The 25371-nt window shown below is 59.5% G+C and carries 24 protein-coding genes; 12 read left to right on the top strand and 12 right to left on the bottom strand.

What is annotated here, in order from left to right:
• Positions 1–36 precede the first annotated feature (36 nt).
• The 7 genes from HCN58_RS28840 to HCN58_RS37215 are packed head-to-tail and all read left to right on the top strand — an operon-like array spanning position 37 to position 8072.
• Positions 37–1590, top strand: a complete 1554-nt coding sequence (locus HCN58_RS28840; RefSeq protein ID WP_171582736.1) for a lipopolysaccharide biosynthesis protein — start codon at positions 37–39, stop codon at positions 1588–1590.
• A 2-nt stretch (positions 1591–1592) separates the two neighbouring features.
• Positions 1593–3428, top strand: coding sequence for an asparagine synthase (glutamine-hydrolyzing) (asnB, locus tag HCN58_RS28835; protein WP_171582735.1), 1836 nt, complete (start codon positions 1593–1595; stop codon positions 3426–3428).
• Position 3429: 1 nt separating this feature from the next.
• Positions 3430–4020, top strand: coding sequence for an acyltransferase (locus HCN58_RS28830; RefSeq protein ID WP_171582734.1), 591 nt, complete (start codon positions 3430–3432; stop codon positions 4018–4020).
• A 4-nt stretch (positions 4021–4024) separates the two neighbouring features.
• Positions 4025–5092 (top strand): glycosyltransferase family protein, encoded by a 1068-nt coding sequence (locus tag HCN58_RS28825; RefSeq protein ID WP_171582733.1) that lies wholly within the window; start codon positions 4025–4027, stop codon positions 5090–5092.
• A 24-nt stretch (positions 5093–5116) separates the two neighbouring features.
• Entirely contained in the window at positions 5117–5971 is an 855-nt protein-coding gene (locus HCN58_RS28820; protein WP_171582732.1) for a class I SAM-dependent methyltransferase, read from the top strand.
• Positions 5968–6897: an NAD-dependent epimerase/dehydratase family protein gene (locus tag HCN58_RS28815; RefSeq protein ID WP_171582731.1), complete on the top strand. Its 930-nt coding sequence runs from the start codon at positions 5968–5970 to the stop codon at positions 6895–6897. Before HCN58_RS28820 ends, HCN58_RS28815 begins: the two co-directional genes overlap by 4 nt.
• Positions 6894–8072 (top strand): glycosyltransferase family 4 protein, encoded by a 1179-nt coding sequence (locus tag HCN58_RS37215; RefSeq protein WP_171582730.1) that lies wholly within the window; start codon positions 6894–6896, stop codon positions 8070–8072. The genes HCN58_RS28815 and HCN58_RS37215 overlap by 4 nt, the downstream gene beginning before the upstream one ends.
• Before the next feature lie 32 nt (positions 8073–8104).
• On the opposite strand, the gene HCN58_RS28805 is transcribed toward HCN58_RS37215, so the two are convergent.
• The 7 genes from HCN58_RS28805 to HCN58_RS28775 form a co-directional block, all read right to left on the bottom strand.
• On the bottom strand, positions 8105–9040 hold the full coding sequence (locus tag HCN58_RS28805; RefSeq protein WP_171582729.1) for an NAD-dependent epimerase/dehydratase family protein: 936 nt from the start codon (positions 9038–9040) through the stop codon (positions 8105–8107).
• A 210-nt stretch (positions 9041–9250) separates the two neighbouring features.
• Positions 9251–10210: a GDP-L-fucose synthase gene (gene fcl, locus HCN58_RS28800; protein WP_283814633.1), complete on the bottom strand. Its 960-nt coding sequence runs from the start codon at positions 10208–10210 to the stop codon at positions 9251–9253.
• A complete protein-coding gene (gene gmd / locus HCN58_RS28795; RefSeq protein ID WP_171582728.1) occupies positions 10191–11276 on the bottom strand; it encodes a GDP-mannose 4,6-dehydratase in 1086 nt (361 codons plus the stop codon). Before gmd ends, fcl begins: the two co-directional genes overlap by 20 nt.
• A 128-nt stretch (positions 11277–11404) precedes the next feature.
• A complete protein-coding gene (locus tag HCN58_RS28790; RefSeq protein ID WP_171582727.1) occupies positions 11405–11938 on the bottom strand; it encodes a D-glycero-alpha-D-manno-heptose-1,7-bisphosphate 7-phosphatase in 534 nt (177 codons plus the stop codon).
• A 1360-nt stretch (positions 11939–13298) separates the two neighbouring features.
• Positions 13299–13775, bottom strand: coding sequence for a hypothetical protein (locus tag HCN58_RS28785; RefSeq protein WP_235983954.1), 477 nt, complete (start codon positions 13773–13775; stop codon positions 13299–13301).
• 76 nt (positions 13776–13851) lie between these two features.
• Entirely contained in the window at positions 13852–14976 is a 1125-nt protein-coding gene (locus tag HCN58_RS28780; protein ID WP_171582725.1) for an ERF family protein, read from the bottom strand.
• Positions 14960–15790, bottom strand: coding sequence for a YqaJ viral recombinase family protein (locus HCN58_RS28775; RefSeq protein WP_171582724.1), 831 nt, complete (start codon positions 15788–15790; stop codon positions 14960–14962). The genes HCN58_RS28780 and HCN58_RS28775 overlap by 17 nt, the downstream gene beginning before the upstream one ends.
• Positions 15791–15841: 51 nt before the next feature.
• Here HCN58_RS28775 and HCN58_RS36200 point away from each other — a divergent pair, with 51 nt between their 5' ends.
• Complete coding sequence (locus tag HCN58_RS36200; protein WP_235983980.1) at positions 15842–16117, top strand: helix-turn-helix domain-containing protein; 276 nt, start codon at positions 15842–15844, stop codon at positions 16115–16117.
• Between the two features lie 147 nt (positions 16118–16264).
• Here the strand turns inward: HCN58_RS36200 and HCN58_RS28770 are convergent, their stop codons facing one another.
• Together HCN58_RS28770 and HCN58_RS28765 are read right to left on the bottom strand one after the other, a co-directional pair.
• Positions 16265–17728, bottom strand: a complete 1464-nt coding sequence (locus HCN58_RS28770; RefSeq protein WP_171582723.1) for a hypothetical protein — start codon at positions 17726–17728, stop codon at positions 16265–16267.
• On the bottom strand, positions 17728–18252 hold the full coding sequence (locus HCN58_RS28765) for a hypothetical protein (RefSeq protein ID WP_171582722.1): 525 nt from the start codon (positions 18250–18252) through the stop codon (positions 17728–17730). Before HCN58_RS28765 ends, HCN58_RS28770 begins: the two co-directional genes overlap by 1 nt.
• A gap of 209 nt (positions 18253–18461) precedes the next feature.
• On the opposite strand from HCN58_RS28765, the gene HCN58_RS28760 reads away from it, so the two are divergent.
• Positions 18462–18653, top strand: a complete 192-nt coding sequence (locus tag HCN58_RS28760; RefSeq protein ID WP_171582721.1) for a recombinase family protein — start codon at positions 18462–18464, stop codon at positions 18651–18653.
• A 184-nt stretch (positions 18654–18837) separates the two neighbouring features.
• Here HCN58_RS28760 and HCN58_RS28755 read toward each other — a convergent pair whose 3' ends face one another.
• Positions 18838–19170, bottom strand: coding sequence for a hypothetical protein (locus tag HCN58_RS28755; protein WP_171582720.1), 333 nt, complete (start codon positions 19168–19170; stop codon positions 18838–18840).
• 422 nt (positions 19171–19592) lie between these two features.
• On the opposite strand from HCN58_RS28755, the gene HCN58_RS28750 reads away from it, so the two are divergent.
• Complete coding sequence (locus HCN58_RS28750; protein ID WP_171582719.1) at positions 19593–20414, top strand: hypothetical protein; 822 nt, start codon at positions 19593–19595, stop codon at positions 20412–20414.
• 184 nt (positions 20415–20598) lie between these two features.
• Positions 20599–21267 carry a hypothetical protein gene (locus HCN58_RS28745; RefSeq protein WP_171582718.1) on the top strand — a complete coding sequence of 223 codons (669 nt, stop codon included), beginning with the start codon at positions 20599–20601 and terminating at the stop codon, positions 21265–21267.
• Positions 21268–21861: 594 nt separating this feature from the next.
• Here the strand turns inward: HCN58_RS28745 and HCN58_RS28740 are convergent.
• Complete coding sequence (locus tag HCN58_RS28740; protein ID WP_171582717.1) at positions 21862–23085, bottom strand: phenylacetate--CoA ligase family protein; 1224 nt, start codon at positions 23083–23085, stop codon at positions 21862–21864.
• A gap of 92 nt (positions 23086–23177) precedes the next feature.
• On the opposite strand from HCN58_RS28740, the gene HCN58_RS28735 reads away from it, so the two are divergent.
• Entirely contained in the window at positions 23178–24338 is a 1161-nt protein-coding gene (locus HCN58_RS28735; protein ID WP_171582716.1) for an AGE family epimerase/isomerase, read from the top strand.
• A gap of 101 nt (positions 24339–24439) precedes the next feature.
• Here the strand turns inward: HCN58_RS28735 and HCN58_RS28730 are convergent, their stop codons facing one another.
• Positions 24440–25279, bottom strand: a complete 840-nt coding sequence (locus HCN58_RS28730; RefSeq protein ID WP_171582715.1) for an ABC transporter ATP-binding protein — start codon at positions 25277–25279, stop codon at positions 24440–24442.
• Positions 25280–25371 lie beyond the last annotated feature (92 nt).

Here is a 25371-nt window from a genome sequence, read left to right as displayed (position 1 = left end):
CGAAGTATCCGAAGCAGATTGGGGCCTGACGCTGATATGGCAGAGCCAAATGGCAGTTTTCGTCTGTTGGGAAACTCCGGATGGAATGCTGCGGCTTTCTTGGTCGGTGTGGGATTGAACTTGCTGATCCTGCCGTTCGTCGTGCTTCGTCTGGGCGCGGCCTCATTTGGCGTTGCAGCCCTGGTGACAGCGTGCCTCGCGCCGGCACTGACATTCAGCAACTCTCTGGCACTGTCGACGGCCCGAGAACTTGCCCACCGTTTGGCGCCCGATGCGCGCGACGATGCTCGCCGTTTCTTCGCCACTGCATTGCTCCTGGCGGTGGGCATGGGCGGATTGATCATGATAAGCTTGTGTTTCGGAGGCCCACCGCTTGCCCGCCTCGCATTCAACCTCAGCGGTAAGGCCGCCGACGACCTCGGACTAGCCTTCAGTTTTGGCGCCGTGGGATGGCTATTTCAGTGCATAGCAGCGGTATTTTTGGCCCTGTTTACCGCGCGCCAGGATTATCCACGGATTGCTTTGATCAGCATCATCAGCGCAATTATCGCAACGGCATCGATGGTGGTATTGATTCCGCGCTGGCCACAGGCCTCAACGTATCTTGGGTGTCAGGCGTTAGGCTTTGCCACGAGCCTACTTGCAGTTGTTGCAGTTTCGCGCCGGGTTATCGGTGGATGGCTGGCGCGTCCCGCGTTTCATCAAGGCCCGCTCGGCGATCTCGTCAATTTCGGAGCTTGGCAAATGGCCGCCCAAGGCGGCGGCCTGATTGCGGGACAGGCGGATCGGTACCTGCTAGGTGCGCTGCTTCAGCCCCAGTTTGTCGGCTTCTACACCATCGCCCAGCGGCTCGAAGAAGCTATGTATATTGGCATTTTGAAGATTGGCGAAATCCTGTTCCCGTTCTTTAGCGCGCTGCAAGGAGAATCCAGTGATCGGAAGGCCGATCTACTGTTTCGATCTTCATGGATCCTCAACGTACTTGCCGCGAGTGCGCTGGGGGCGCTAGTTCCCGTTGCCGGTCCGCTGCTTCATATCTGGACTGGCGCGGAAGTGGCCGTCGAAGCTCAGCGTGTGTTGGTGGTGCTTTCGATCGCAGGAATGCTAGGGTGCAGCGCGAACGTATTCGCATTCTATCTTCTAGCCAATGGCCGATCCCGTTCCAACGCGCTAATCTCTTTTGTAACGGCCGCGTTTACGCTTAGCACCAGCGCGGTGGCTTTGCCCCAATTCGGCTGGCAGGCAGCGGGCTGGAGTGCCTGCATCGGCATGATGGCGCAGATCGTCACGACCATCATCTTGTTGCGGCAAAGTTTCAGTATCGCTGGCATGTGGTCGCGGGTGGCTCACTTTGTATTGCTGCCTTTGGGGACCGGTATCGTCACGGCACTCGTGCTGCGACATTCCACGCAGGAGGGGCTGTTCGAACAAGCGCCACACTGGTGGTACGTTGGGGGTCTCTATTGCCTGGCGGCCGGTATTATCTTTGTCGTCGTTGTCACCGTCTCGCGGGTCGGCCCGCATGGCGCGGCTTGCTGGAGGGATTTGCGCGTCATTGCAAGTCGCCTCCTATTTGTAAAGGCGGCCTAACCGTGTGCGGAATTGCAGGTGTCGTGAACCTCCGCGGCAACGCGGTCGAACTAACGGAAATCTCGCGGTTGACGAACCTGGTCGCTCATCGCGGTCCCTTCGGCGAGGGTAGCTGGTTCAGCGCGAACCGGGATCTGGCTTTCGGTCATCGCCGGCTGGCGATCATCGATCCGGGAGAGGGCGGCTATCAGCCGATGGTTTCGGCCGACGGCCGCCATGTGATCGTCTTCAACGGCGAAATCTACAATTTCCTCGAGCTTCGGCGCGAGCTCGAGGCGCAAGGCGCGGTTTTCCGTAGCCAGTCCGACACCGAGGTCATTCTCGCTGCATGGCGAGCGTGGCAGGAAGGCATGCTGACGCGCTTCAACGGAATGTGGGCGCTGGCGATCTTCGACACCCAGACCGAAGAATTGTTTCTGGCGCGCGACCGCTTCGGCATCAAGCCGCTATTGTATGCGTTGACATCCGAGCGCTTCGTCTTTGCATCCGAGCAGCGCGCGTTGGAGCGAAGCGGTCTCATCACCGTTTCGCTGGATGTCGATGTGGCCCGGCGGCTCCTCCTCGATGCGTTCGGGGTCGAGGCAAGCGAGCGGACGCTATGCCGGGAGGTGCGCCGCCTACAAGGCGGACACTGCATGTGGCTACGCAGGGGAAAATTGGAGATCCGGCGCTGGTGGCGAACGGTGGATCATCTGCCGACGATACCGGCCACCGAAGCAGAGCGCGTGGAACGCTTTCGCGAGATTTTCCAGGATGCGGTTGCGCTGCGAATGCGAAGCGACGTTCCGATCGGGACTTGTCTGTCCGGCGGGTTCGATTCGTCAGCCGTGATCTGCACCATGGCCGCGCATGAAACGGCCGGCATGGGTCCGCGGGACAGCACCTCGTGGCGTCACGCCTTCGTCGCGACGTTTCCCGGCGCCTCCAACGATGAGCGGCCGATGGCCGAGCAGGCCGCGGCCTGGGCGGATGTCGTGCCGACATTCCTCGAGATCGGGCGGGCCGACGCGCTGACCGAACTCGACCAGATCCTTGACGACAATGATGACGTCTATATCGGACTTCCAAGCGCGGCCTGGTTGATCTATCGAGAGCTCAGGCGGCACAACGTGACGGTGTCGCTGGACGGTCATGGCGCGGACGAATTGATGGGAGCCTATCTCCAGGAGGGACAATCGGGCGCGTTCCGGCTGCGAAACGCGGCTGCCGCGCTTGGCTCGAACTCGGCGCTGGCGAGGCGAGGCGTCGATCTGCTTCGGGCGCTGATGATCAGGCGGCAGGGGCACTATTTCCTGCGCGGCGGCCTGCGCGATGTCCCGGCGGAGCTTCCGTTGGTCGGCGAGGATGACATGTTGCCGCGTGAATGGAGCGCATTGAACCGTCGTCTCTATCGGATGTTTCACAGCACGGTGCTGCCGACCATCCTGCGAAACTTCGATCGCCTGTCGATGGCGCACGGCATCGAGGTCCGGATGCCGTTCATGGACTGGCGCCTGGTGACATACACCATGGCATTGCCGGAGGCATGTAAGTTTTCCGATGGCTATTCCAAGGTGATTGCGCGGCAGGCGATGGCCAACCTGATGCCGGAATCCATTCGCATGGGGCGCCGGAAGGTGGGCTTCAATTCGCCGATGCCGGAATGGCTGAACGGGCCGCTCGCCGGCTGGACTGCCAGCCTGCTCGATCGGAAGGTGCCGGCTTTCGCCGAGCTGGTCGACGAGGAAGGCTTACGACAGACGGTCAGTCGCCTGACCTCCTCGAAGCAATGGGATTGGGAGACCGCCAGCCGAATCTGGCCGTACCTGAATATGAAATGGATGCTGGCAAGGTCCTGACATGCGGCTCATCCTGATAGGCGTGATCGACGCCATCCTTGGCTGGAAGAGCCGGCTTTCCGGGGCGGTAAATATCGGACGTGGAACCACGATCGCATGGCGTCGCATCAGGCGAGCGGCCGGAAACGAGCTGTCAGTCGGAGAAAATTCAATCGTCCACGCCGATATCAGCTTCGAGGAATCTGGAGGCAAAATTCAGATCGGAAATCGCACATACATCGGACGAAGCCATCTGGTCTGCTATCGAAGTCTCGCCATCGGCGACGATGTCATCATATCGTGGGGTGTTACGATCGTGGATCACGATTCCCACAGCATCGATTGGATGGATCGCCGGAACGATGTTCTCGAATGGGGCGCGGGGCGGAAAGATTGGAAGAAGATCGCGCATGCGCCAGTCGTGGTGAGCGATAGGGCCTGGATCGGATTTAACGTGAGTGTGCTGAAGGGAGTTACGATTGGAGAGGGTGCCGTGATCGGAGCGTGTTCGGTTGTAACCCGCGATATTCCACCATACACCCTGGCAGTCGGGAATCCGGCCAGAGTAATTCGCTCGTTAAGCCCCCCACCAGATGCAAATCCCGCGGGTTGATTGCATGCGTATTTTCCAGAACAACGGCTTGTCACGCGGATTCCGTGTCCATCGTCGCCAGTCGCCCTATCAAACCTTTGCCGCCGGACGCGCACAATTTCTGGATACGAGATTCACTGCGTCCCATATTCTTCTGCCTGTGCTCACCGACAGCCCGGACGCATTTTACACCAATGGAGACGATGAACGCCTGCAGATGCTTTGGGCGAAAGAGAATGGTCTGCGGACAAAGAACCTCGAGCAAATTCTGCTTGCGCAGATCGAGCAGCATCGCACTGAAGTATTCTATAATCTTGATCCGATCCGTTACGGCAGTGAGTTTGTTGCGAAGCTGCCGGGCTGTGTGAAGAAGTCGGTTGGCTGGCGAGCCGCGCCTTCCGGAAGTGCAAACCTGACGAAATACGACCTGATCGTGTGCAACTTTCCGTCGATCCTCGATAGCTGGCGACAAAAGGGCTGCCGGGTGGCGTATTTTTTTCCGGCGCATGATCCTGTGATGGACGCCTATGCCAAAGCCCGAAGTGATGAGCTTGACCTCATCTTCATCGGAGGATTCTCGCGCCACCACGTCAAGCGCAGCCAGGCACTCCGGGCTGCGGCTTTGACACCTAGTGTCCGAGCAAGGTTTTACCTCGAAGATTCACGCCTCACCCGATTGGCAAATTTTCTTCCTCCCGTGCCGGTGCTTCGCTCATACCGTCATCCGGACGAAATTCGCCAGATTCGCGCCGATTCGTTGTATGGCCTGGACGCGTATGCCGCGATCGCCAAAAGCCGGATCGTATTCAACGGTGCGGTCGACATGGCGGGAGATGACCGCGGCAATATGAGGTGCTTTGAGGCGACGGGATGCGGAGCCGTCCTTTTGACGGACGCAGGGCGCTACCCGGAGGGTTTCGTTGATGGCGAAACCATGCTGGAATATTCCTCGCCCGAGCAAATACCGGAGCTGATCAACAGGCTGATGAGAGATGAAACCCTGGCAAGATCCATCGCTGAGGCGGGTTGCGCCATGGTAAAGGAGCGCTATAGCAAACAACTGCAATGGGCGAAATTTCAGGATCTGATCTGAATGGCGCGTTGGGTTAGCTAGTTTATGGTGGAGCAGCCATTCACGACGTGGGAAGATGCCGTGGTTTGGCTGCGCAACCAGCCGGACCAGCGGCAACTTGTGCTCGACGCGTTCTATGACGACCCTCTGATCGATGCGGCCAAGCGTTATTTTGCCAGTGGCGAATGGCAGGCGGTTTCGAAGTTTTTGGAGAATCGGACCGGCAAGGCGCTCGACGTCGGCGCCGGGCGCGGAATTGCGAGCTACGCGCTGGCGCGAAGCGGATTTGCGGTCACTGCGCTCGAGCCTGACCCCAGCGTCGTGGTCGGGACGGCGGCGATCCGCGGGCTCGCGACCGAGGCTGGCTTGCCGATCGAGGTGGTTGAGGAGTTTTCCGAGCGCCTCCCGTTCGCTGACGGCACATTCGATGTCGTGTTCGCGCGCGCCGTGCTGCACCATATGCGCGATCTCGACAGCGCCTGCCGGGAAATGTTCCGCGTGCTTCGTCCGGGTGGAATGCTCATCGCCGCGCGCGAACACGTGATCAGCAGGGAATCAGATCTCGGGGCATTCCTCGATCAGCATCCCCTGCATCACCTCTATGGCGGCGAGCACGCGTATCTTCTCGATCGATATATCGGCGCGTTGAGGAATGCGAGATTTGCAGCGATCGAGGTGCTCTCGCCGCTCAAGAGCCCGATCAATCTGTTTCCCCATACAATCGAGACGCTGCGGGCGGCCGTCGTGGAGAGATTGACGGACAAGATTCCGGTCAGGCCCGTTTGGCGCGCCGCGCTCGCTTCCAGGAGCGTCTTCACCTCGCTGCTTTCGATGGCAGAGCGCTTTGACCACCGGCCCGGCCGGCTCTACTCATTTGTCTGTCACAAGGCACAATCATGATCATCTGGGTTACCGGCGCCAATGGCTTCATCGGTCGGCATCTCGTCAGGGTGTTGGCCGATCGGGGCAATCGCGTTCATGGCATCGGCCATGGCGCGATCGGCGAAGCCGAACGGCACCGCATCGGTCTCGAGCATTGGCTGAACGGCGAGATCGATGCGGCCAATCTCAACGCGCTTGCGGAGCGCGCCGGACTGCCATCGACCATCTTCCACTTGGCCGGGGGATCATCGGTCGGGTTGTCAATCGCGCAGCCGTTTGAGGATTTTTCGCGCACCGTTACGAGCACGGCCAGGCTGCTGGAGTGGCTGCGCGGGGCCGCCAGGGATTGTCGCGTTATCGTCGCGTCGAGCGCGGCCGTCTATGGCGCCGGCCATGCGGGAGCGATTGCAGTGGACGCCGCAACCCTTCCGATGTCGCCCTACGGCCAGCACAAGCTGATAATGGAGCAATTGTGCCGGAGCTACGCCGTCACCTTTGGCTTGCAGAGCACGGTCGCGCGGTTGTTCTCGATCTATGGGCCGAACTTGCGCAAACAATTGCCATGGGACATCTGCTCGCGCCTGCAGGCGGGCGATAGGAGGCTGGTGCTAGGGGGCACAGGCGCAGAGGTGCGTGACTGGACGGATGTTCGTGACGTCGCTCGGCTATTGACCGCGATTGACGGAAAGCCGCAGTCGGAGGCCTTTCAGGTCATCAATGCGGGCTCCGGGCTCGGAACGACCGTGGCGCGGGTTGCCGCGAGAATTGCAGAATGCTGGGGCGGAACCATCTCCGTACAGTTCTCAGGAATCGTTCGTGCCGGAGATCCGACGAGTCTGCTGTCGGACGACGCCATGCCACGTACTCTGCCCTTCGACTGGAAGATCCAGGTTGAACAGGGCCTTGCCGACTATGTTTCCTGGTTCAAGGATCAGATCCGGTGAGCCCCGGTGCGCCACTACGTCTCGCCTTTACCCACATTCCGCGCCGGCTCTGGGCCGGTGGCTACAACTATCAAAGCAATCTATTTGCGGCGCTGAGCAAGTTCCGCTCCGGCGAGTTTGCGCCCGTCCTGTTTGCCGGGACCGGTGACGATGATGCCGATCTTGCGCCGCTTGCCGCGATACCTGATGTGGAGGTGGTGCGATCGGCGGCGTTCGACGGCCGTGTCGGATTGGCTGCCGCGCTGGCATGGGGATTGGACCGGGAGGCGGTGGCGGAATTCCGGACGCACCGCATCGATGCCATCTTCGAGGCTGCCCGCTTCTTTGGCTGGCGACTGCCTTATCCTGCAGTGGCATGGTTTCCCGATTTTCAGCATCGACGATTGCCGCAGCTGTTTCCGGCAACGGCGCGGTGGCGTCGCGAAGCCGGCTTCCGAATGCAGATCGCATCCGGGCGGACCGTCATGCTGAGCAGCGAAAGCTCGCGTCGCGATTTTCGGAAGTTCTATCCCGGAGCGAAGAACGAGGTCTGCGTGGTTCGTTTTGCGACCGGGCCGTCGCCGGCGTTCCTGACCGCAAATCCGGCTGAGGTCGTTGCGCAGTATCAGTTGCCTGAAAAGTATTTCTACCTGCCCAATCAGTTCTACACGCACAAGAATCACCAGGTGGTCGTCGATGCGCTGGCCATCCTGGCGGATCGAGGGTTCGATGCAGTCGTGTGCGCATCGGGCAGCACCGAAGATCGGCGCGAGCGAGGCTACTTCGATGAGGTCATGGCGGGGGTCCGAAGTCGCGGGCTCGAAAAACGCTTCCGTCATCTGGGAATGATTCCGCTTTCGCACGTTTACGCGCTGCTGAGGGGATGCACCGCACTGATAAACCCGTCCCGATCGGAGGGATGGAGCACAACAGTCGAAGAAGCGAAATCGTTCGGGGTGCCGATGATATTGTCCGACCTGGAGGTCCACCGCGAGCAGACCGGTGGTACCGCGAGTTACTTTGGGACAGAGGATCCTGCAGCGCTGGCGGATCACCTTGTGCGGCTTGCGCACGACTCAGCGGCACCATTTGCTCGAAGTCTTGTCCCAGACCAAGATGACCGCGTGGCCGCCTTTGCTACGGACTTTGCAAATGCGGTCCAACGTGCAAGACAGTGCTACGGTACGACGACTTGAGCAAGACTAATCCCGAGGGAAAATCACCGCGACTATGGTACCGCAAGAGCATTGCGAAGACCTTCGTCAAGGCTAAGCGGCGGTCGCCAACCGGTGTTCAGTGCTTTGGACATATCGATCTCCAACGAAGCGGCCACACTGCTGTAGGCGTCAGAACGACCGCTGATCCTGAATAAGGCGTTAAGTGCAAATAAGGGAAAAGGAACGATACGCGATTTCTTGCCCAAAACGTTTTCGATCCGTCGAACAAATTCTGGTGTTGAAATTTGCTCCTCATCAGCCACTAGAAAGATCTCGAACCTACCGTGTTGATAGGTAAGTCGGTGCACTATAAAAGACGCCAGGTTTGCGACGCTGAGAAATGCGCGCCGATTATGAATACAACCGAACGGCAGCGGGATCCCTCTGTTTACTGCAGCAGCCAAAAGTTTAAAATTACCGAGTGCGCCTGCACCATAGATCAGTGGCGGGCGAATGACCGTAAAATTCATGCTTGTATACTTCACCATAGCCTCAAGGCCTGCTTCTGCTGCAGCTTTGGATGTTCCGTAGACTCCGCGGGGCGTCAAGAGGTCATTCTCACGAAAGGGAGGTCGACCGTCGGTGCTGCTCCCATTAACAAGGACTGTGCTCAGGTAAACAAAATGGCTAACTCCTGCTTCGGCTGCACACCGCGCAAGGTGTAACGTACCATCGGTATTGATAGATTGGTAAACGTTTGCAGCATGTTCTTCGCGCGGGTGATGAACTCGCGCTGCCAAATGCACCACCGCATCGACACCGACGAGCGCTTCTGCCCAGTTGGTATGGGGACCGATAGTGCCGATCATTATCGAAGTTGCGTCGGGCGATGGCTTTCGCACGGCTTGCCTAACGATCATGCCGTTACGTTTCAACACGGGGACAAGATTCTGGCCTACGAAGCCATTCGCACCCGTTAGCAAGACAACAAGTCGACCATCTTCCATTCTGTTCTCATCTCTTTCTGAAGCCAGCGTCTCGCCAATAGCGACGCTGATGCTAAATCAGAGAGCATAGCCATTTTCTGGCTAGAACGCCGTGAACCTCATGAGAGCCATCGAAAACACCCGTTCTTACTTGTTGACTTTCCGACAGATGGTGATGCGCCCCAACCTGGAACAGCGGCGTGCTTCGGAGCTTCGCTCGATTGACGACGGCTAACACTCGGCTGGCTCCCGGATTTCACTGAGATAGGCCTGATAGGCGAGCCGGATGCCGTCCTCAAGCTTCGTGCTGGCGCGCCAGCCGAGTTTTGCCAAGCAGCTGACATCGAGCAGCTTGCGCGGCGTGCCGTCCGGGCGCGAGGCATCAAAACCGATCGCGCCGCTGTAGCCGACGGTTGCCGCGACCACGCGGGCGAATTCGGCGATGGTGATATCCTCGCCGGTGCCGATATTGACCAGCTCGCGATCCGAATAAGTCTTCATCAAATGGATGCAGGCGTCCGCAAGGTCGTCGACATAGAGGAATTCGCGCCGCGGCGTGCCGGTGCCCCAGACCACGACTTTGTCGGCGCCGGCAATCTTGGCTTCGTGAAAGCGGCGGATCAGGGCGGCGACGACATGGCTGTATTCAGGATGATAATTGTCGCCGCGGCCGTAGAGATTGGTCGGCATCACATTGATGAAGTCGGCGCCGTATTGGCTGCGATAGGCCTCCACCATCTTGATCCCGGCGATCTTGGCAATCGCATAGGGCTCGTTGGTTGGCTCCAGCGGCCCCGTCAGCATCGAGTCCTCGTGCAGCGGCTGCGGCGCCAGCTTGGGATAGATGCAGGAGGAGCCCAAGAACATCAGCTTCTCGGCGCCATGGACATGCGCCGCATGGATCACGTTGGAAGCGATCGCCAGATTGTCGTAGAGGAATTCGGCGCGCAGGGTGTTGTTGGCGACGATGCCGCCGACCTTGGCGGCCGCCAGAAACACCACCTGGGGCCGGTTGGCGGCAAACCAGCGGTTGACCGCGGCCTGATCGCGCAGATCGACCTCGCTGCGAGTTGCTGTCAGCAATTCGACGTGTTCTGCAGCCAGCCGGCGCACCAGCGCGGCGCCGACCATGCCGCGGTGGCCGGCGACGTAGACCGTCTTGCCCTTCAGCTCAAACGGCAGGCTTGCCATTGGCGACCTCCCGCCGCGCTTCATCGAGATCGTTCGCGACCATTTCCTTGACCATCTGGGCGAACGACGTCTTCGGCCTCCAGCCCAGTTTCTCGCGCGCCTTGCTGGCATCGCCGACCAGAAGATCGACCTCGGTCGGCCGGAAATAGACCGGATCAATGCGGACCATGGTCTTACCGGATTTGGCGTCGACGCCGGTCTCGTCGACGCCCTGGCCGCGCCACTCCACGCGGCGGCCAACTTCGGCGAACGCCAGCTCGACGAATTCGCGCACCGAGCGGGTCTCGCCGGTTGCCAGCACGAAATCGTCGGGCGCATCCGCCTGCAGGATCAGGTGCATGCCTTCGATATAATCGCGCGCATGGCCCCAGTCGCGCTTGGCCTCGAGGTTGCCGAGATAGAGCGCCTCGTCCAGGCCAACCTCGATGCGGGCGACGCTGCGGGTGATCTTGCGGGTGACAAACGTCTCGCCGCGGATCGGGCTCTCGTGGTTGAACAGGATGCCGTTACTAGCAAACATGCCGTAGGCCTCGCGGTAATTGACCGTGATCCAGTAGCCGTACAGCTTGGCGACACCGTAAGGCGAGCGCGGGTAGAACGGCGTGGTCTCCCTTTGCGGCACCTCCTGCACCAGTCCATAGAGTTCGGACGTCGAGGCCTGGTAGAACCGCGTCTCCTTCTCCATGCCGAGGATGCGGATCGCCTCCAGCAGCCGCAGCACGCCGATGGCGTCGGCGTTGGCGGTATATTCCGGGCTTTCGAAGCTGACGCCGACATGGCTCTGGGCGGCGAGGTTGTAGATCTCGGTCGGCCTGATCTGCTGCATCAGCCGGATCAGGTTGGTTGAGTCGGTCATGTCGCCGTAATGCAGCAGGAACGGCACCTTGCGGGAATGCGGATCCTGGTACAGGTGGTCGATCCGCGCCGTGTTGAACGAGGACGACCGCCGCTTGATGCCGTGGACCTCATAGCCGAGGCCAAGCAGATATTCGGCCAAGTAGGCGCCGTCCTGGCCGGTGACGCCGGTGATCAGCGCCACGCGCCGCCTAGAAACTTGTGGATGCAATGATGCCTCCTAAAATCAGCAAAATGGTCTATTGGTCTGTTCCACGGCAGCGCAGTATGCATCGCCTCCCGGAGCGGATCTGAGTTGCGCGTTTATTTGGTATCGGACAGGATTGCAACGCGATCGTCTCACTCGATTGGTCTCGCCTTATTGTGAGGCAATAGCGGCCTTACGAAGTGGGCGAGGTGGCCGCTTATGTACAGATATCCCTTTATGCCCGCGGCCCGGGCTGCTTCTAGATCAGTAGACTTGTCGCCTATGAGAATACTCCGACTGACATCCACGGGGAAACGTTCCAAGAGGTCGTTGATCATCCCTGGAGCAGGCTTGCGCCGATAGCTTGCTCGACGGTATCGCTCTATCGATGCGTCAGGATGAAAAGGGCAGTATTCGAACGCATCTACGTGAGCTCCGAACTTAGCCAAGTCGTCCGCCATGCATTGATGCAACGCTTCAATGTGAGTTTCCTCGTAAAGACCTCTGGCCACCCCCGACTGGTTTGTCACTACGAATGCAAAGCACCCTGCATCATTGACGGCTTTCACCGCTTCGCGTGCGCCTTCTATCCACTTCAGCTTAGCGATCTCGAACACATAACCGTTGTCTTCATTCAGCACTCCGTCGCGATCGAAGAAGACTGCCGGTCTCTTTATTTCGTACATAGGGTTCGAACCATCGCTGGGTTCACAAGCACAAACATCGAAAGTTTAGGCGGTAATAGGACAATAAAGGAGGCTACTCATCGATAGCATCCTGTCGTATCATGGAATTTGGCCGGCGTTCGTTTGCATGGGCGAGGTGTTTGTACCTGACCAAGCGCATTCGGAAACCCTCATTAGTTGTAGAACTTCGTCTTGGCAACCATTTGAGGAAGGAGTAAATTCCAGTTCTTCGCAACCCGTCGGGGCAAGCCATGATTGAGGCAATTTTGTTAATGGTCGGCACATACATCGTTGTTGCCGAGGTTGTTCGACGGTGGCGCGAGGCCGCGGATCGAGCGAAATACAGGAAAAGGCGCGTGTAGGATGGGGACGCCCTGTCCGATGCATGTTTTCAAATTTGATTTCCGCTATGGCCCGATTTGCCTGTGGGCGAACTTCAGGTGATGCGGGTCTCTGAGCCAACGCGTTTCAGATTAAGAACGGCTGACTGCGGACGAGCAAGAGGTGCGCCTTGCATAGCTTTTTGACGGGGTCCTTGGAAAAGCAAGATGAGCCTCCCACCCTTTTCGGGGCATCATTGGTGGATCCTTCGCGCTGTTCGATGCCGTCCATTGACTCCGCGGGTAGGGTAATTTTTCGAAGCCTCTGTTGCTACTCGGTTTCGATCAACCGGCATCCTCCTCCGGCAGAGCATTCTATGCGGGATGCAATTTTGGGGCTAGGTCAGACGGTCATTCTCGGCAACCAAGGGAGGATCTCGCGCAGCATCTAATCCTTCGGATGGGCGGATTGATCTCGGCTCAGTGTTGAGAACGTCGTTGAGCGAACCTTTGTTGGCGACTTTAGGGTAAAGCCATCCACGATGCGCTCTCTGCCACCATGTTACCTCAAGACGATGGAACCTGGCCCTCATCCCGACAGAATTCTGCTTGAGTTCCATTGGAACATTTTCCAGTTGGGTCCTGAGTACTAAAAATGCGCAGCCTCGGTATGTCCGCGATCGTCGTGGCAGTGTTTCTCGCCACACTATCGATAGTTTTTATCGGATCAGCTTACAGCGATGGATGGTCAGGCGGCTCTGCCTGCTCGGTGGCTGAGAGCCTTTGCCGGCGCCCATCTCTGTTGGCCATACCGATCGCCGTGACCATGGCTTGGGGCCTCATGGTGCTGGCGGATGAGTAAGGCCACCTCGATTGGCGGGTGGCTGAAAGCACAGGAGCGCAGTCCGTCCAAATTTCAAATTCGGAGCGTCCTAATTGGGGGCGCACCGGGAATTGGCCCGTTCTGCATCTCTGTTTAGGCCTCGAGCAGCTAACTAGGTACCCTCGTCCTCTATCATTCTGAACGATGGCGCTTTGCGTTATCTCCCGCGTGACGGCGATTTGCTTATCTCACGGAGTAAAGACATGCGGCGGTTTTGAGCGCTATTTAGCAGGGCCTCAAAAGCTAAGAAGACATCGCGTGCCTGCAGATAGACCTGAGTGTTGATTGCATTCGAGTCGTATCCGTAAGTCGCAAGGCGCACGTCAATTTCGCGTGCCGCCGTTGGGTCTATTCGCCAAATCCGGGCGTTTCGTCGGATTTGGCAGCGCGCGGCAGCCTCCATCTCGGGCGGCAGCTCGGCGAGATCGATATGGCGCAGAGTCTGTTCGATAGCTGTCTCGCGGTAGTGTTCCAACAGTTTGTGCCGCAATACTCGGTAGCGCTGGATCTCCCAGGATAATTCCAGCACGTCGATTGCCAGCAGCCACTCGATCACAGTGCGTGGTGCGAGGTCGGCGAATATTGCTTGGCGCATAAGTTCATATTTTTCGAATGATACACCGGGCAGCGGCAAGGATGGGGGCGAGAGGGATTCGAACTCCGCGGGCAAGTTGGATAGTGTAAGGTTTTGAGCTTATTGAAGGGCGCATTCATGTTGCGAGTCCCTTAGGCATTGATATGTGTGCGGCGTTTGCCATTACCGCGGCTCCTCCTTGGCCGCCGGTCTGGCTGGCATCCCACAGTTGTTTGGCAATAGGCATTGGCGCGATCTGCATATTCGCCCACCAGGCCTTTTCGTTGCCGTGCCGATGCAAATCTTGGTGGTGGGTGCGGCAGAGTGGCACCGTGAACTCATCGCTGACCTTGCGTCCTAAGGCGCGCTGTTGGGCAAACTTCAGGTGATGTGGGTCCGACGGGATTTGTTGGCAGATCACGCAAGGCTGTCCTCGTACGAAGGACAGGTGCGCCTTGCTTCGCTTGCGCGTAGGCTCCTTCGGCAGTGCGAGCGTCGCCGCTGCATTTTGCGGGACGCCGGGGACGGACGGTTCCGCCGGTGAGGTCGCTACATTTTCAGAAGGATGCGCGGCTTCGCCAAGCTTCTGCTGATAGGCGATCTCGATCAACCGGGCATCCGCCTCCAGCAGAGCGTTCTTCCGAGGTAGTCCGTCTTTGGCCCAGGCGAGTAGCTCATTCTCCGTGGTTAAGCTGCCGATCTCACCCAGCATCTGGTCCCGCAGCTGGGCGGACTGATCTTGGCCAAGCGTTGCCGGACGGTGCAGAACGGGCTTATTGCGTTTGCCGTCGGCTGCATGCGTCGCATTCGGCCGGGGCTGTGGCAGGCCGGGCAAGGCGTCAGGTGCGTCCAAGTCGTCCTCGCCAGCGATACCCACCAGTGCGAACAGGGCGTAACGCCTGGCATAGGTCAAGGCCGCCCCCATCCGGTGCGGCGCCTCGGTGTCCTTCGCGGCACAGACCGGCCAGTCGGCCGAAATCCATTCGCCGGATGAATGGGCAAGCAGAGTGGTCAGACGAACTTGCCCCGAACTCGGCTCGATCCGGGTGGTTTGGATGGTTGCAATCTCCTGCTGGCTTAAGGCCTTGCGCACAATGTCCAAGCCGCTAGCAAGAGAGGCGTAGCGGAAGGTGCGGTCCTCCTCGCGTGGAAAGGGCGAGCGGATGGTCGCAACCAGGGTTTTTTCCGGGTTGGTCAGCTCAGCCTGCGCTTTGGCAAGGGCCGCCGCAATGGCGCCGATGCGCTCACTGGACTGGTGCATTGGTGTTCTCCATCAGAATCGTGTCAAAGCTGATAGCGCCGGATTTTGAACGCTTGGCTCGGACGCCGTGTCCGACGGCCTCCTTTGCGTCCTCAGGGACGAGCTTCTTCAAGTCCGCTTTTGCGATCTCGTGATTCTGATGCGCCGCGCGTGTTCGCAAGTAGGTAGCGGCGAGCTCTGCCCAAGAGTTCGATGGCGACATGTCCACAACCTTTACGGCTTCGAGCCGTGGCCGTGGCGTTTCAATCCCGAAAAGTGATGGGGACTCGCCCGTCTGCACACACCGCCAGAACTTTTTCTCTGCCGTCAAAAGGAGGTGCTGGTAGAGCGGATCGGCGTGAACGTTAATCTCCACCCATTTGCCGCCCCCAGTAATGATCGAAAGCACTGCTGACTTTGCTGCCGCCACCCACATATTGTGCTGGAGCTGGGCCATGTGCTTCTCGGCCGCAGCTTCCTCCGAAAAATTCCAAGGCAGCATGAACTTGGATTCGAACACGGCCCCGGTCTGTTGCACCAGGCCATCCAGCGTCGCTGCCATCCATTTGTGGATAGGGTGGCAGATCCTCCTTTGCACGTCCGCAACCGCGTGGCCGGTGTTGCGCTGGTACCAGGTACGGTTGAGGTCCTCAGTGATGGTACCGAGCTGCACGATGAGATTCAGGCTTAGGTCCTCAGGTTCGAGTTCGCCCCTTTTCTCGCGCCACAACCGCGTGAGCGCTGTCTGGTCATCGCCCATGATGATCCGAGCGTCTGATCCGCCAATAAAGGATCTACGATCCCACATCTGCTTTGCCGAATTGACCGACTCCATTCTATGCTCCTAAAGTTCAAAATAATGCTCACATGGTGTAAAATTACCCATATGGTAGAAAATGTCAAGCGGCGAAACGAAACTCTTTTTGGCGCGCAGATTCGCGCCGCTCGTGCTCTCCTAAGGTGGAGTGCAGCGGAGTTGGCGGAGGAGTCGGCCGTCGGCGCAAATACGATTCGGCGGGCGGAATCAGAGGACGGCGTGACGTCAATGACGGCCGCAAATCAGCGCGCCATTCGGCAGGCGCTAGAAAACGCCGGAGTTCAATTCATAGACGAAAACGGCGGAGGTCCTGGTGTTCGGCTAAGCAAACCGACACCACGGTAGCGCTGGGCGTCTTTGCCGGACTCAACACAGGACAGTTTGAAACAAGCGCCAGCTGTCTGCGAGCAACTGACCAGCACTTGCAAGAATAACGACTAATCTAAGTGTCAACTAGCGCAGAGTCGTAAACACCGCGTTTTCCGTCAGCGATTAGATGTCGACGAACCGGACGTTGATGCCAAGACCGGTTATCTTCCGCACCACATCGGTCAGCGCGAGTTCGAGGTTGGCGCGGGCCTCGGGCGTCATCCTGCGGGGAGCTTGTCCAGCACCGGCTACGCGGTTATATTCGTCGATGCGGCCCTGACCGGACAAGTGATCCTTGGAAGTTAACTCCAAGACCGTCGCCCCGGCATGGGCCGCGCCGCTTTTCATGCGCTCCAATTGCCCCGGCTCGAGGACGTAAGCGGTCGAGATCTGGTACCGGCCGTTCTTGAGATGAGCGCGGAAGCCGATCATCCGGTCCACGTCAGCGCGTTTCACGATGTCGATATTGCCGCTTCGCTGGGGGATCGCGACGTCTGGGGCGGACAGCACGCTCTCGACATGGTCGCGCACTTGCTCGGGTGAGGAGAACGCCTCGGGGTGCTTCTTCGAAAGCACCGTGTAGTTGGCCCAGAACCGATTATGCGGAAGCTGTAACTGCTGGAGCAACTCGGGCGCATCGACCTCTGCCCCTGTGAGGGATGACGAGCGGCGGACGATTGAAAACCGCGCGATCGACGCCTGCTCGCCCGTCAGCCGGCCGCTCTCGGCTTCCTTGGTCCGCTGGTCGAGGATCTTGATGACCTCTTCGAGGCGATCGCGGAACGATTTCAGGTCGTCGGCCTTGGCGAACGGCTTGCTCCGCTCTTCCCGCAGGCTCGGCAGCCGCCGCTCGGCTTCCTCGATCTTCGATCGCATGCAGCGGCCGGTGAACTCGGATTCGTTCTCGGCCTCCGTTTCCAGCTTGTCGAACAGTGCCCGGGTGGTCTGAGGTACAAAGCCCTTGGTGTCGCGCCCGAACCTCTGCTCGATATCCACCATCGTCACGTCGCCGTCCGACAGCGTCAGCGAAATGGCCTGCTGCTCGGGAAACTCGCCAAAGCTCAACCGATAGCCCAGCATCGTGCCGATGTTCACCGGCTTGTTGCTATCCCGGCTGGTCTGCTGCAGAAGCTCGGTCGCCCTGGCCGCAAGCGTCTTGGCGATGGCGGAGCGCGAGCGCAGCACTTCGCCGCCGATCGTGGCTTCTACCGGTAGGCTATCGCCGATGGCTTCATTCAGGATCGCCTGCGCCATCTCCTTGTTGGTGACGCGCTGGCCGTTGATGTTCAGCGCATACTTGGCGTTCTCGTCGCCTGCCTTCTGGCGCTCGATCTCCGCCTCAACCGCGTTGTTGGCCCCAAGCCGGTTGTTGTAGGTCTTGCCCTCGACGCTGACAGCCCGCCCGCCGGCGTCGCGCCGCATGGTCGCGATCGCGTCCCGGATCTGCGCGGCCTTGGCAAGACCAGCCTCGATGCGTGCCGGATAGTGCTTCTCGGCGTTCTCAAGCTCGAAGATCGAGTCGTCGATGCCGAACATCTTGCGGCGGTGCGCCCGCTCAAGGATTTCCAGCTTGTCGATCTCGGCCATCAGTTTAACCCGCTCCAACAGAAGCGGGTCGCCGGAGGCGAGGGCGCGGCGATCTCGGTCATGCCGACCGAGTCTTCGTCCTCGAACTCCATGGTGAAGGCACCGTCGTACTTCCGGATGCCGTTAATCATCTTGAGCTTGGTGGCGTTCAGATCCCACATCTTGGCGTCAACCGTGCGCTCGGTGACGTAGGCGAGGATCTCGACCTCGAAATTGTCGGAGCCGTACTTGTCCAAGAGCTTGTTGCCCTGCCGATGTGGACGCCTGGCGCGTGCAAGCCGCGCGCGCATCGAGGCATAATACTCGAACGCCATCGCCCGGATCTCGAAGCCTGCGATGGACTTGATCTCCTCATTGGAGAAGCCGTACGCCTTCTGCACGATCTCGCGCAGCCGCGCGTCCTCGCGCTTCAGCACCTCCATTTCCTGATCGGTAAGAATCCGGTCCTCGAGCGCGTGGAACGCCTCGTGGAAGGTGGTATCGAGTACCTGTTGGAGCGGATAGGAGGGGTCGGCGAGCGCCACCGTGACGAGGGCTTCTGCCGGCAGATAGGTGCCGGCCGCCGTTTGCGCGTCCGGTTTGAAAGCGCCCCAACCCTGCGGCGGGGCTTTCAGCGGATAGCCTCAGCCCAGCACCAAATCGGTTCGCCGTTAGCGAGGTGAAGTCGTGCAACCGGAGCTACCAATTCTGTGGAGCGACAGAGCGGCCCGTTCGGGCTGCGTAGTATGTGCGCATGTCCTCCGACCACCAGAAATACTCGAACCAAGCTGAGCTGATTGCGGCGTATGCCGCAAGCCGAGGGCTTACAATCGTCCGCACCCATGCCGATGAAGGCCTTAGCCGTTTTGGAATAGGTTGGAGCGATTGTCTCAAGGAGTTTATCGCTGACGTTCATCGGAACGCGCAGGTTTTGATTGCGTCCTAGTCTATGACGTTAATGTTCCAAGCCGCGGTGGGCCAACTCACGACACTTCGAGGCATTCGTGGCGACCGGTGCTCTGGATTCCCGCATCTCCGGCACTGGGCCGAGCAGTCTTTTCACCCGGGCTTCGAAATTCTGGGGATGGCGGGCGACGAGCTCCGCTGTGAGCGGAAGAGCCACGCTCGGCCTATTTGTTGCCCTGCAGGTGATGACGGGCTTCATCCATCAGATTTATAGCAAGCAGGCACGTCTCCAAAAGGCGCGAGTTGGCTTTCACGAGGCCAGGTAATTCGCCGAGATAATCGCCTACAAGCAGCTCAGCTTCTTCTGCGATGGTCTGGTTGGCTTCAATATTGGCTATTAGCGAGCTCTTATAAATCCGCCGGAGAGCGGAACTTAGTTCAGTTAATTGTTCGGCTTTGTTGCTGCCGCCGGGACCGCGGAGGACCGCGCGCAAGGCCATGCATCCTGTTCTCAGGATCTTGCGCTGCGCATTGAGCAGCTTGACCTCTTGTTTCAAGTTCAACACTTTCGTGCAATCTCAGGCGCTGGTGGCAGCAGAGGCCTTGCAATTCTCCTGCGAGTTGCGGGCTCAAGGCCAGCGCATTCGAGCGAAGGCTTGGGAGAGCGGTGAAGGCATCCTGATTCGCGCGAAATGGCAAGCTGTGGTGCTGCCCGCCGATCGTTTGTCCTCAAGCTTTCCACATAGCATCAGATTAGGTGCATAGAGGCTCTTGGCTAGCATTCTTTAGTTTGTGTACGGTTCTCGGCTGTTAGGGTTGCGGCTACAGCACGCGCCGCCGTGCGCTTCTACAAAGAGAGCGTTCAAAGTGTAGCTATGCCAGTGCATGTCGAAATATGAACGACCGCTCGATCTTTGGACGGAAGGGCTGACCGCGATTGACAGGATCAACACTTGTTACGTGAATAGGTCAAGCAGCCATGTCTGTTAAGTATGAACCCGAACTCGACCACGTCAGTTTCGATTGGAGTAGTGACGCTGCGACCATTGAAGCTGACTTATTGGGACGCCGCGTGCAGATACTCTCGAAGGTCGGTTTTTATCTCGAGTACGGCACTCCTGATGAACCCGGATATATCGGAGATCTCGCGTCGATCCATTTGATACGGGAGATTGCTGGCATTCTCGCCAGGGCTGCTGCCATCGCCGTGGATGGGGGCTTCAAGGCGTCGCACCGTCTGATTGCAACGCTGAGGGCTGTTGAGCAGGACCCGTCCCTCGTAGGCTCCAGGCGCGTGGAGCCCGAGGCGTTGGGCAGCTTGGCACAGTCTTACCAGCGCGCAGACGAACCGCTAGGCACATTTTGGTTCGATGTCACTGAGCCATGGACGCCAGTGAGGCCAACCCCCGCTCAGATTCGAATTGCCGCCAAGGAGGCGATGCATCGCTTGAAGGGCGAGGCCAGGCGTGGTCGTCGAAAAAAGCTGATGGTTGAGCATCTGGCGTTCGAACTTCGGGGGATATTCTTGCGCTTCAATCCACGGATAAAGAGACACTCTGTCCAAAGTGCAGACAGAAACGGGCGACCAAAGCAGGTGGAAGCGGGGCCATTCATCGAATTTTTGGAAGAAGTTATCGCCCCGCTCAATGACTATTTGAGGTCGCTTCCGAACCATTACGGAGAGCGAGGACCATTATCGGCCGCATACATTGCGAGGATCGCGATCTCCTCGGACCTGAAGGAGTACCGGCGCAGATTTCGGGGATCGAGCGCATCGAGTTCCCCTCCTTCAACGGCATAGGCGCCTTTCATCTGATCCTTTTCGTGCTGACGCGGTGGCCAACTTAGGTTGATCAGGTCCGCTCTGGCCTGGGGCCTCCGTCATGAGAGGGAATTGTCGCCATAACTTCAGCAGAGACGTCTGAGCTGTCGAGCCTCCATACCTGCGTGGGTTTAAGTCCGCTAACCAGGAAGGAGGCTACCTCATGGAACGCTACGGCGCAGAGTATTGGATCGATCAGCGCGATGTGCCCGAGGAATTGGTATCATTGGTAATGACGCTGCCGCGCTTGTTGCCGGGGGAAAAGCCCGAACAGTACTATCAGCTGCTTGAAGGAATGGTGATCGATCTTTGTCCCGAAGAGACCGTGGAGTGGATGTGGGTTGTCGAGCTCGCTGCGCTCTGGTTTGAAATCAGCCGGCTTCGGCTGTTGAAGCATGCTCTCATTCCGACTGCCCGTGCAGACGTGCTGGATAAAGCTCTCGCCAAGACCCATCCCGACGCGGGGACACCCGGCACCAATCATTTGATGCGCGTCAAAGCGCGGGCCGAGCGCCAGACGCTGATGAAGAATCCGACCGATGTCGAACTGAACACGCGTCTGAGAGCGTACGGCTATGACGGGGACGCGCTTCATGCGCTTGCTTTCACTGAAAGTGCGGAAGCAATCGGATTCATCGATAAGATGCTTGCGTCGGCTCGTAAGGAGGTCCGGGCGATCACGAGAGAGATGAAGAATTATCGGAATTTTTATGTCCGTCTCAACGACGCAAAGCTTCGTTTCTATGACGAGCAGCGCGAGCTCGAGGCCGAGCGATCGGCAAAAATCGCGCAACAGGAGAAGACGAGCCACGCATGTAAGGACCAAGAATGATCTCCGGTCGTCGCGTCTCAGCTAACCAACGCAACGCGAAGCTGAGCACCGGACCGCGGACTCAAGCAGGAAAGGCGCGTTCAGCCAAGAACGCGTTGGGCCACGGTCTTTCCATCCCAATCACCCGAGATCCAATTGGGCGGTTACACGTCGAGCATCTTGCGAGGATTTTATCCGGTGCTTCGAATAATCTCCGGTCGTACGAACACGCGTATATGCTCGCGGAATCGTGCTTAGAATTGAGGCGCATTCGAGCGGCGCAAAGCGAGGTGCTTGCCGCGCTTGCAGGGGCTCAAACAGCAATCCAAAGCATTGAGCTAGCTCGAGCGGCTGCAAAGATCGGCCGATATGAGCGGCGTATTCGTTCGAAGCGCAAAAAGGCTCTTGCCGAGTACAGGCAAGACGATGAAGTTCTGAAGGAGGTGTTCTCATAACTTTTTGGCAGAACGAACCCAAGCGACAAAACGAGGAAGAAAGCGCATTTAGAATTTGGCAGAACGAACCCAATCTAACACGACAGCGAACGGATTAAGCATGAGCGCATCCGGCTACATGAGTAAAGGCGGAAGAGAGCACCGGGAACGGGCGCTAAGATTAGCGCTCGTCCGCGATCACCTTGCCGTCATTCGGCAGCGAGCCCACTGCGACCAGTTCGACATTGCCGCCGAGCTTTGTCACCGCGCGCAGCGTTGCTGCGAGTTCGCCCTGTAGCGCTTCGCTGGGTGAAGCGCATTCCGCCTTCAGCGTCATCACGTCGCTCTCGCCGGACCGGGTGACGACGAGGCGCAGCCGTCCGAGTTGCGGATGGCGCTTGCCGATCTCGGCGATCTGCTCGGGCCGCACGAACATGCCCTTGACCTTGGTGGTCTGGTCGGCGCGACCCATCCAGCCCTTGATGCGCATGTTGGTGCGTCCGCACGGGCTGGTCCCCGGCAGCGCTGCCGTGAGGTCGCCGAGCGCGAGGCGGATCCAGGGATGCTGCGGGTCGAGCGAGGTGACGACGATCTCGCCGACGTCGCCGGGCGCCACGGGATCGCCGGTGCCGGGACGCACGATCTCCATGATCAGGTCCTCGTTGACGACCATGCCTTCGCGCGCGGGGGTTTCGAACGCGACCATGCCGAGGTCGGCGGTGCCGAACGCCTGATAGGCATCGATGCCGCGCGACCTGACTTCGTCCTGCAGTGATTTCGGGAACGCCGCGCCGGAAACCAGCGCGCGCTTGATCGAGGAGACATCGCGCCCGGCATTAGCGGCGGCATAGAGCAGAATCTTGAGGAAATCAGGCGTGCCGCTATAGCCGACCGGGCGATAGGCTTCGATCAGTTCGAACTGCTGCTCGGTGTTGCCGGGGCCGGCCGGAATCACCGCGCAGCCCAGCGCCCGCGCCGAAGCGTCGAAAATGAAGCCGCCCGGCGTCAGATGGTAACTGAAGGTGTTGAGCACCACGTCGCCGGGCCGGAAGCCCGCCGCGAACAGCGCCCGCGCGCCACGCCATGGGTCGGTATGGACAGGTTCGGGCTCGAAGATCGGTCCCGGCGAGGTAAACAGCCGCCCGAACGACCCCAATGTCCCGGCCACGAACCCGCCGAAGGGCGGCGCGGCCTTGTGCAGGGCAGGGAGTTCGGATTTGCGCAGCACGGGCAACTCAGCAAGCGCGGCGCGGCCGGTCACGGAAGCGGGATCGATGCCCTTCAGACGCTCGGCATAGGCCGGCGCGGCGAGCGCCTTGCGCAGGACGTCCGGAAGCCTTGAAAATAGCTCCGCCTCGCGTTTGGCCGGCTCGCGCGTTTCAAGGGCGTCGTAATGATCGGTCATGGCTGATGATCCCGCAGATTAGGGCCGATTGCGTGCCGCCTCTGACGTGCTATCAGACGGCTTCTACCGGTGTTGATGTTCCAGGGAACGCAATGGCTGAAAGAGATACCGCTTCGGCGGCGGACACGCTGGATTCGGCCGATATCGTCGTGAGGCTGAAGCTTCGTATGATCGACCATTGTTTGCCGCTGTGGTCGACCGAGGGTTGGGATGATGTCGCCGGCGGCTTTATCGATCGGCTCGCTCCGGACGGCCGTGCAGACCGCCTGGCGCCGCGCAGGGTTTTCGTGCAGGCGCGCCAGGTCTATTGCTACGCCAAGGCGGCGCAGATGGGCTGGTATCCGCACGGGCGCGCGATCGCGCTGAAGGGACTGGAGCAGCTCCTGGCGAAGGCGAAAGCGCCCGACGGCAAGCCTGGTTTTGTCCACAAGCTTAAGCCTGATGGCACTGTGCTGGACCCGTTGCGCGATTCCTACGACCACGCCTTTATTCTGCTCGCCCTTGCCACCGTCTATGGGCTGGATCGTGACGCGCAGATCCGCGCCGAGATCGACGCGCTGTGTCATTTCATCGATACTCAGTTGCGCTCGCCGCACGGCGGCGTTCACGAGGGATTGCCGGTATCGATGCCGCGCCGGCAGAACCCGCAGATGCATCTGTTCGAAGCGATGATCGCGGCGTTCGACGCGACGCACGACACGGTGTTCCAGAACCGCGCCGGCGATTTGTTCGCCGTATTTCTCGCCAACCTCTACGATAAGCAGCGGCAGGTGCTCGGCGAGTATTTCGAGGAAGATTTTTCCAAGATCGAGCCGGTCAGCGTCGAGCCGGGACATCAGGCGGAATGGGCCTGGCTGTTGAGGGGATTCGAGCGCATCACCGGCTGCCCCACAGGGCGCTACCGCGGCGAGTTGCTGGCGTCGGCGCTGCGTTATCGCGACGAGGCGACCGGCTGCCTGGTCGACGAAGGCGACGCCAACGGCAACATCAGGCGGCATACGCGCCGGCTGTGGCCGCAGACCGAAATCGCCAAGGCGTGGATCGCGCAGGCCGAGGCGGGGGAAGCAGGCGCAGCCGATCAAGCGCGCGCAGCGCTGGCGCGGCTCGAACGGCACTATCTTAGCCATCCCGTCGCGGGCGGCTGGTACGATCAATTCGACCGCGACGGCAACTCGCTGGTCGCCACCATTCCTGCGTCTTCGTTCTATCATGTTCTTTGCGCGGTTGCGGAAGCGGAGCAGGTGCTTGGCTGAGCATCTGAACGGTTCTGATGAAATCAGAACCGTTCTGCTTTTTATTTTGACGCGTTTTCTTGACGCGAACCGGTCCCCACTTCGCTTGAAAACGCTTTGGTTCACAGCCACCGCTTTCGCCGCTTGAAGCTTTTGAGGTTCTTGAAACTCTTGCGCTGATCGCCGGCGCCGCCGAGGTAGAATTCCTTGACGTCCTCGTTATCGCGCAGCTCGTCTGCCGTGCCGTCGAGAACGACCTTGCCCTGTTCCATGATGTAGCCGTGGCTCGCGACCGACAGCGCCGCGCGCGCGTTCTGCTCGACCAGCAGGATGGTGACGCCGAGGTCGCGGTTGATCGCTTTGATGATCCCAAACACTTCCTTGACCAGGAGCGGCGACAGACCCATCGACGGCTCGTCCATCAGGATCATCTTGGGGCGCGCCATCAGCGCGCGGCCGATCGCCAGCATTTGCTGCTCGCCGCCGGAGAGGTAGCCGGCGAGCCCGGTGCGCTCCTTCAGCCGAGGGAAATATCTGAACACCATGTCGATGTCGTCGGCGATCTCGTTGTCGGTGCGGGTAAAGGCGCCGAGCTTCAGGTTTTCGATCGACGTCATGTCAGCGATGATGCGGCGGCCCTCCATCACCTGGAAGATGCCGCGGCGGACGATCTTGTCGGGATCGATGCCGTTGATGCGCTCGCCGTCGAACACGATCTCGCCGCGGACCACTTCGCCGTCCTCGGTCTTGAGCAGGCCCGAAATCGCCTTCAGCGTCGTCGACTTGCCGGCGCCGTTGGCGCCGAGCAGCGCCACGATCGCGCCCTTCGGCACCTCGAGGCTCAAGCCGCGCAGCACCAGGATGACCTTGTCGTAGACCACCTCGATGTTGCGCACGCTGAGGAGAGGGGCGGTCTGTGCCGCCACCGGCGCGGGACGATTGATCACGGTTGCTTCAGTCATGTTTCTTGATCCTGGCGTTGTTAGTAGAGCGGACTTCCGCTCCACCCACCGCTGTCGTCACCCGCAAACGCGGGTGACCCAGTATTCTAGAG

The sequence above is a fragment of the Bradyrhizobium australiense genome, from assembly GCF_013114825.1.
Taxonomy (GTDB): domain Bacteria; phylum Pseudomonadota; class Alphaproteobacteria; order Rhizobiales; family Xanthobacteraceae; genus Bradyrhizobium; species Bradyrhizobium australiense.
Note: the sequence above shows the minus strand (reverse complement) of the source record. Positions and strands in the feature narration are given on the sequence as shown.

Excerpts from the sequence above, each read along its gene's own strand:
- HCN58_RS28740 (WP_171582717.1), bottom strand. The coding sequence starts at position 23,085 with ATGACCGATCATTACGACGCCCTTGAAACGCGCGAGCCGGCCAAACGC.
- HCN58_RS28735 (WP_171582716.1), top strand. The coding sequence starts at position 23,178 with ATGGCTGAAAGAGATACCGCTTCGGCGGCGGACACGCTGGATTCGGCC.
- HCN58_RS28840 (WP_171582736.1), top strand. The coding sequence starts at position 37 with ATGGCAGAGCCAAATGGCAGTTTTCGTCTGTTGGGAAACTCCGGATGG.
- HCN58_RS28770 (WP_171582723.1), bottom strand. The coding sequence starts at position 17,728 with ATGGCCGAGATCGACAAGCTGGAAATCCTTGAGCGGGCGCACCGCCGC.
- HCN58_RS28745 (WP_171582718.1), top strand. The coding sequence starts at position 20,599 with ATGGAACGCTACGGCGCAGAGTATTGGATCGATCAGCGCGATGTGCCC.
- HCN58_RS28760 (WP_171582721.1), top strand. The coding sequence starts at position 18,462 with ATGTCCTCCGACCACCAGAAATACTCGAACCAAGCTGAGCTGATTGCG.
- HCN58_RS28820 (WP_171582732.1), top strand. The coding sequence starts at position 5,117 with ATGGTGGAGCAGCCATTCACGACGTGGGAAGATGCCGTGGTTTGGCTG.
- HCN58_RS28775 (WP_171582724.1), bottom strand. The coding sequence starts at position 15,790 with ATGGAGTCGGTCAATTCGGCAAAGCAGATGTGGGATCGTAGATCCTTT.
- HCN58_RS28750 (WP_171582719.1), top strand. The coding sequence starts at position 19,593 with ATGTCTGTTAAGTATGAACCCGAACTCGACCACGTCAGTTTCGATTGG.
- HCN58_RS36200 (WP_235983980.1), top strand. The coding sequence starts at position 15,842 with ATGGTAGAAAATGTCAAGCGGCGAAACGAAACTCTTTTTGGCGCGCAG.
- HCN58_RS28830 (WP_171582734.1), top strand. The coding sequence starts at position 3,430 with ATGCGGCTCATCCTGATAGGCGTGATCGACGCCATCCTTGGCTGGAAG.
- HCN58_RS28730 (WP_171582715.1), bottom strand. The coding sequence starts at position 25,279 with ATGACTGAAGCAACCGTGATCAATCGTCCCGCGCCGGTGGCGGCACAG.
- HCN58_RS28790 (WP_171582727.1), bottom strand. The coding sequence starts at position 11,938 with ATGTACGAAATAAAGAGACCGGCAGTCTTCTTCGATCGCGACGGAGTG.
- HCN58_RS28780 (WP_171582725.1), bottom strand. The coding sequence starts at position 14,976 with ATGCACCAGTCCAGTGAGCGCATCGGCGCCATTGCGGCGGCCCTTGCC.
- fcl (WP_283814633.1), bottom strand. The coding sequence starts at position 10,210 with ATGGCAAGCCTGCCGTTTGAGCTGAAGGGCAAGACGGTCTACGTCGCC.
- HCN58_RS28815 (WP_171582731.1), top strand. The coding sequence starts at position 5,968 with ATGATCATCTGGGTTACCGGCGCCAATGGCTTCATCGGTCGGCATCTC.
- HCN58_RS28805 (WP_171582729.1), bottom strand. The coding sequence starts at position 9,040 with ATGGAAGATGGTCGACTTGTTGTCTTGCTAACGGGTGCGAATGGCTTC.
- HCN58_RS28825 (WP_171582733.1), top strand. The coding sequence starts at position 4,025 with ATGCGTATTTTCCAGAACAACGGCTTGTCACGCGGATTCCGTGTCCAT.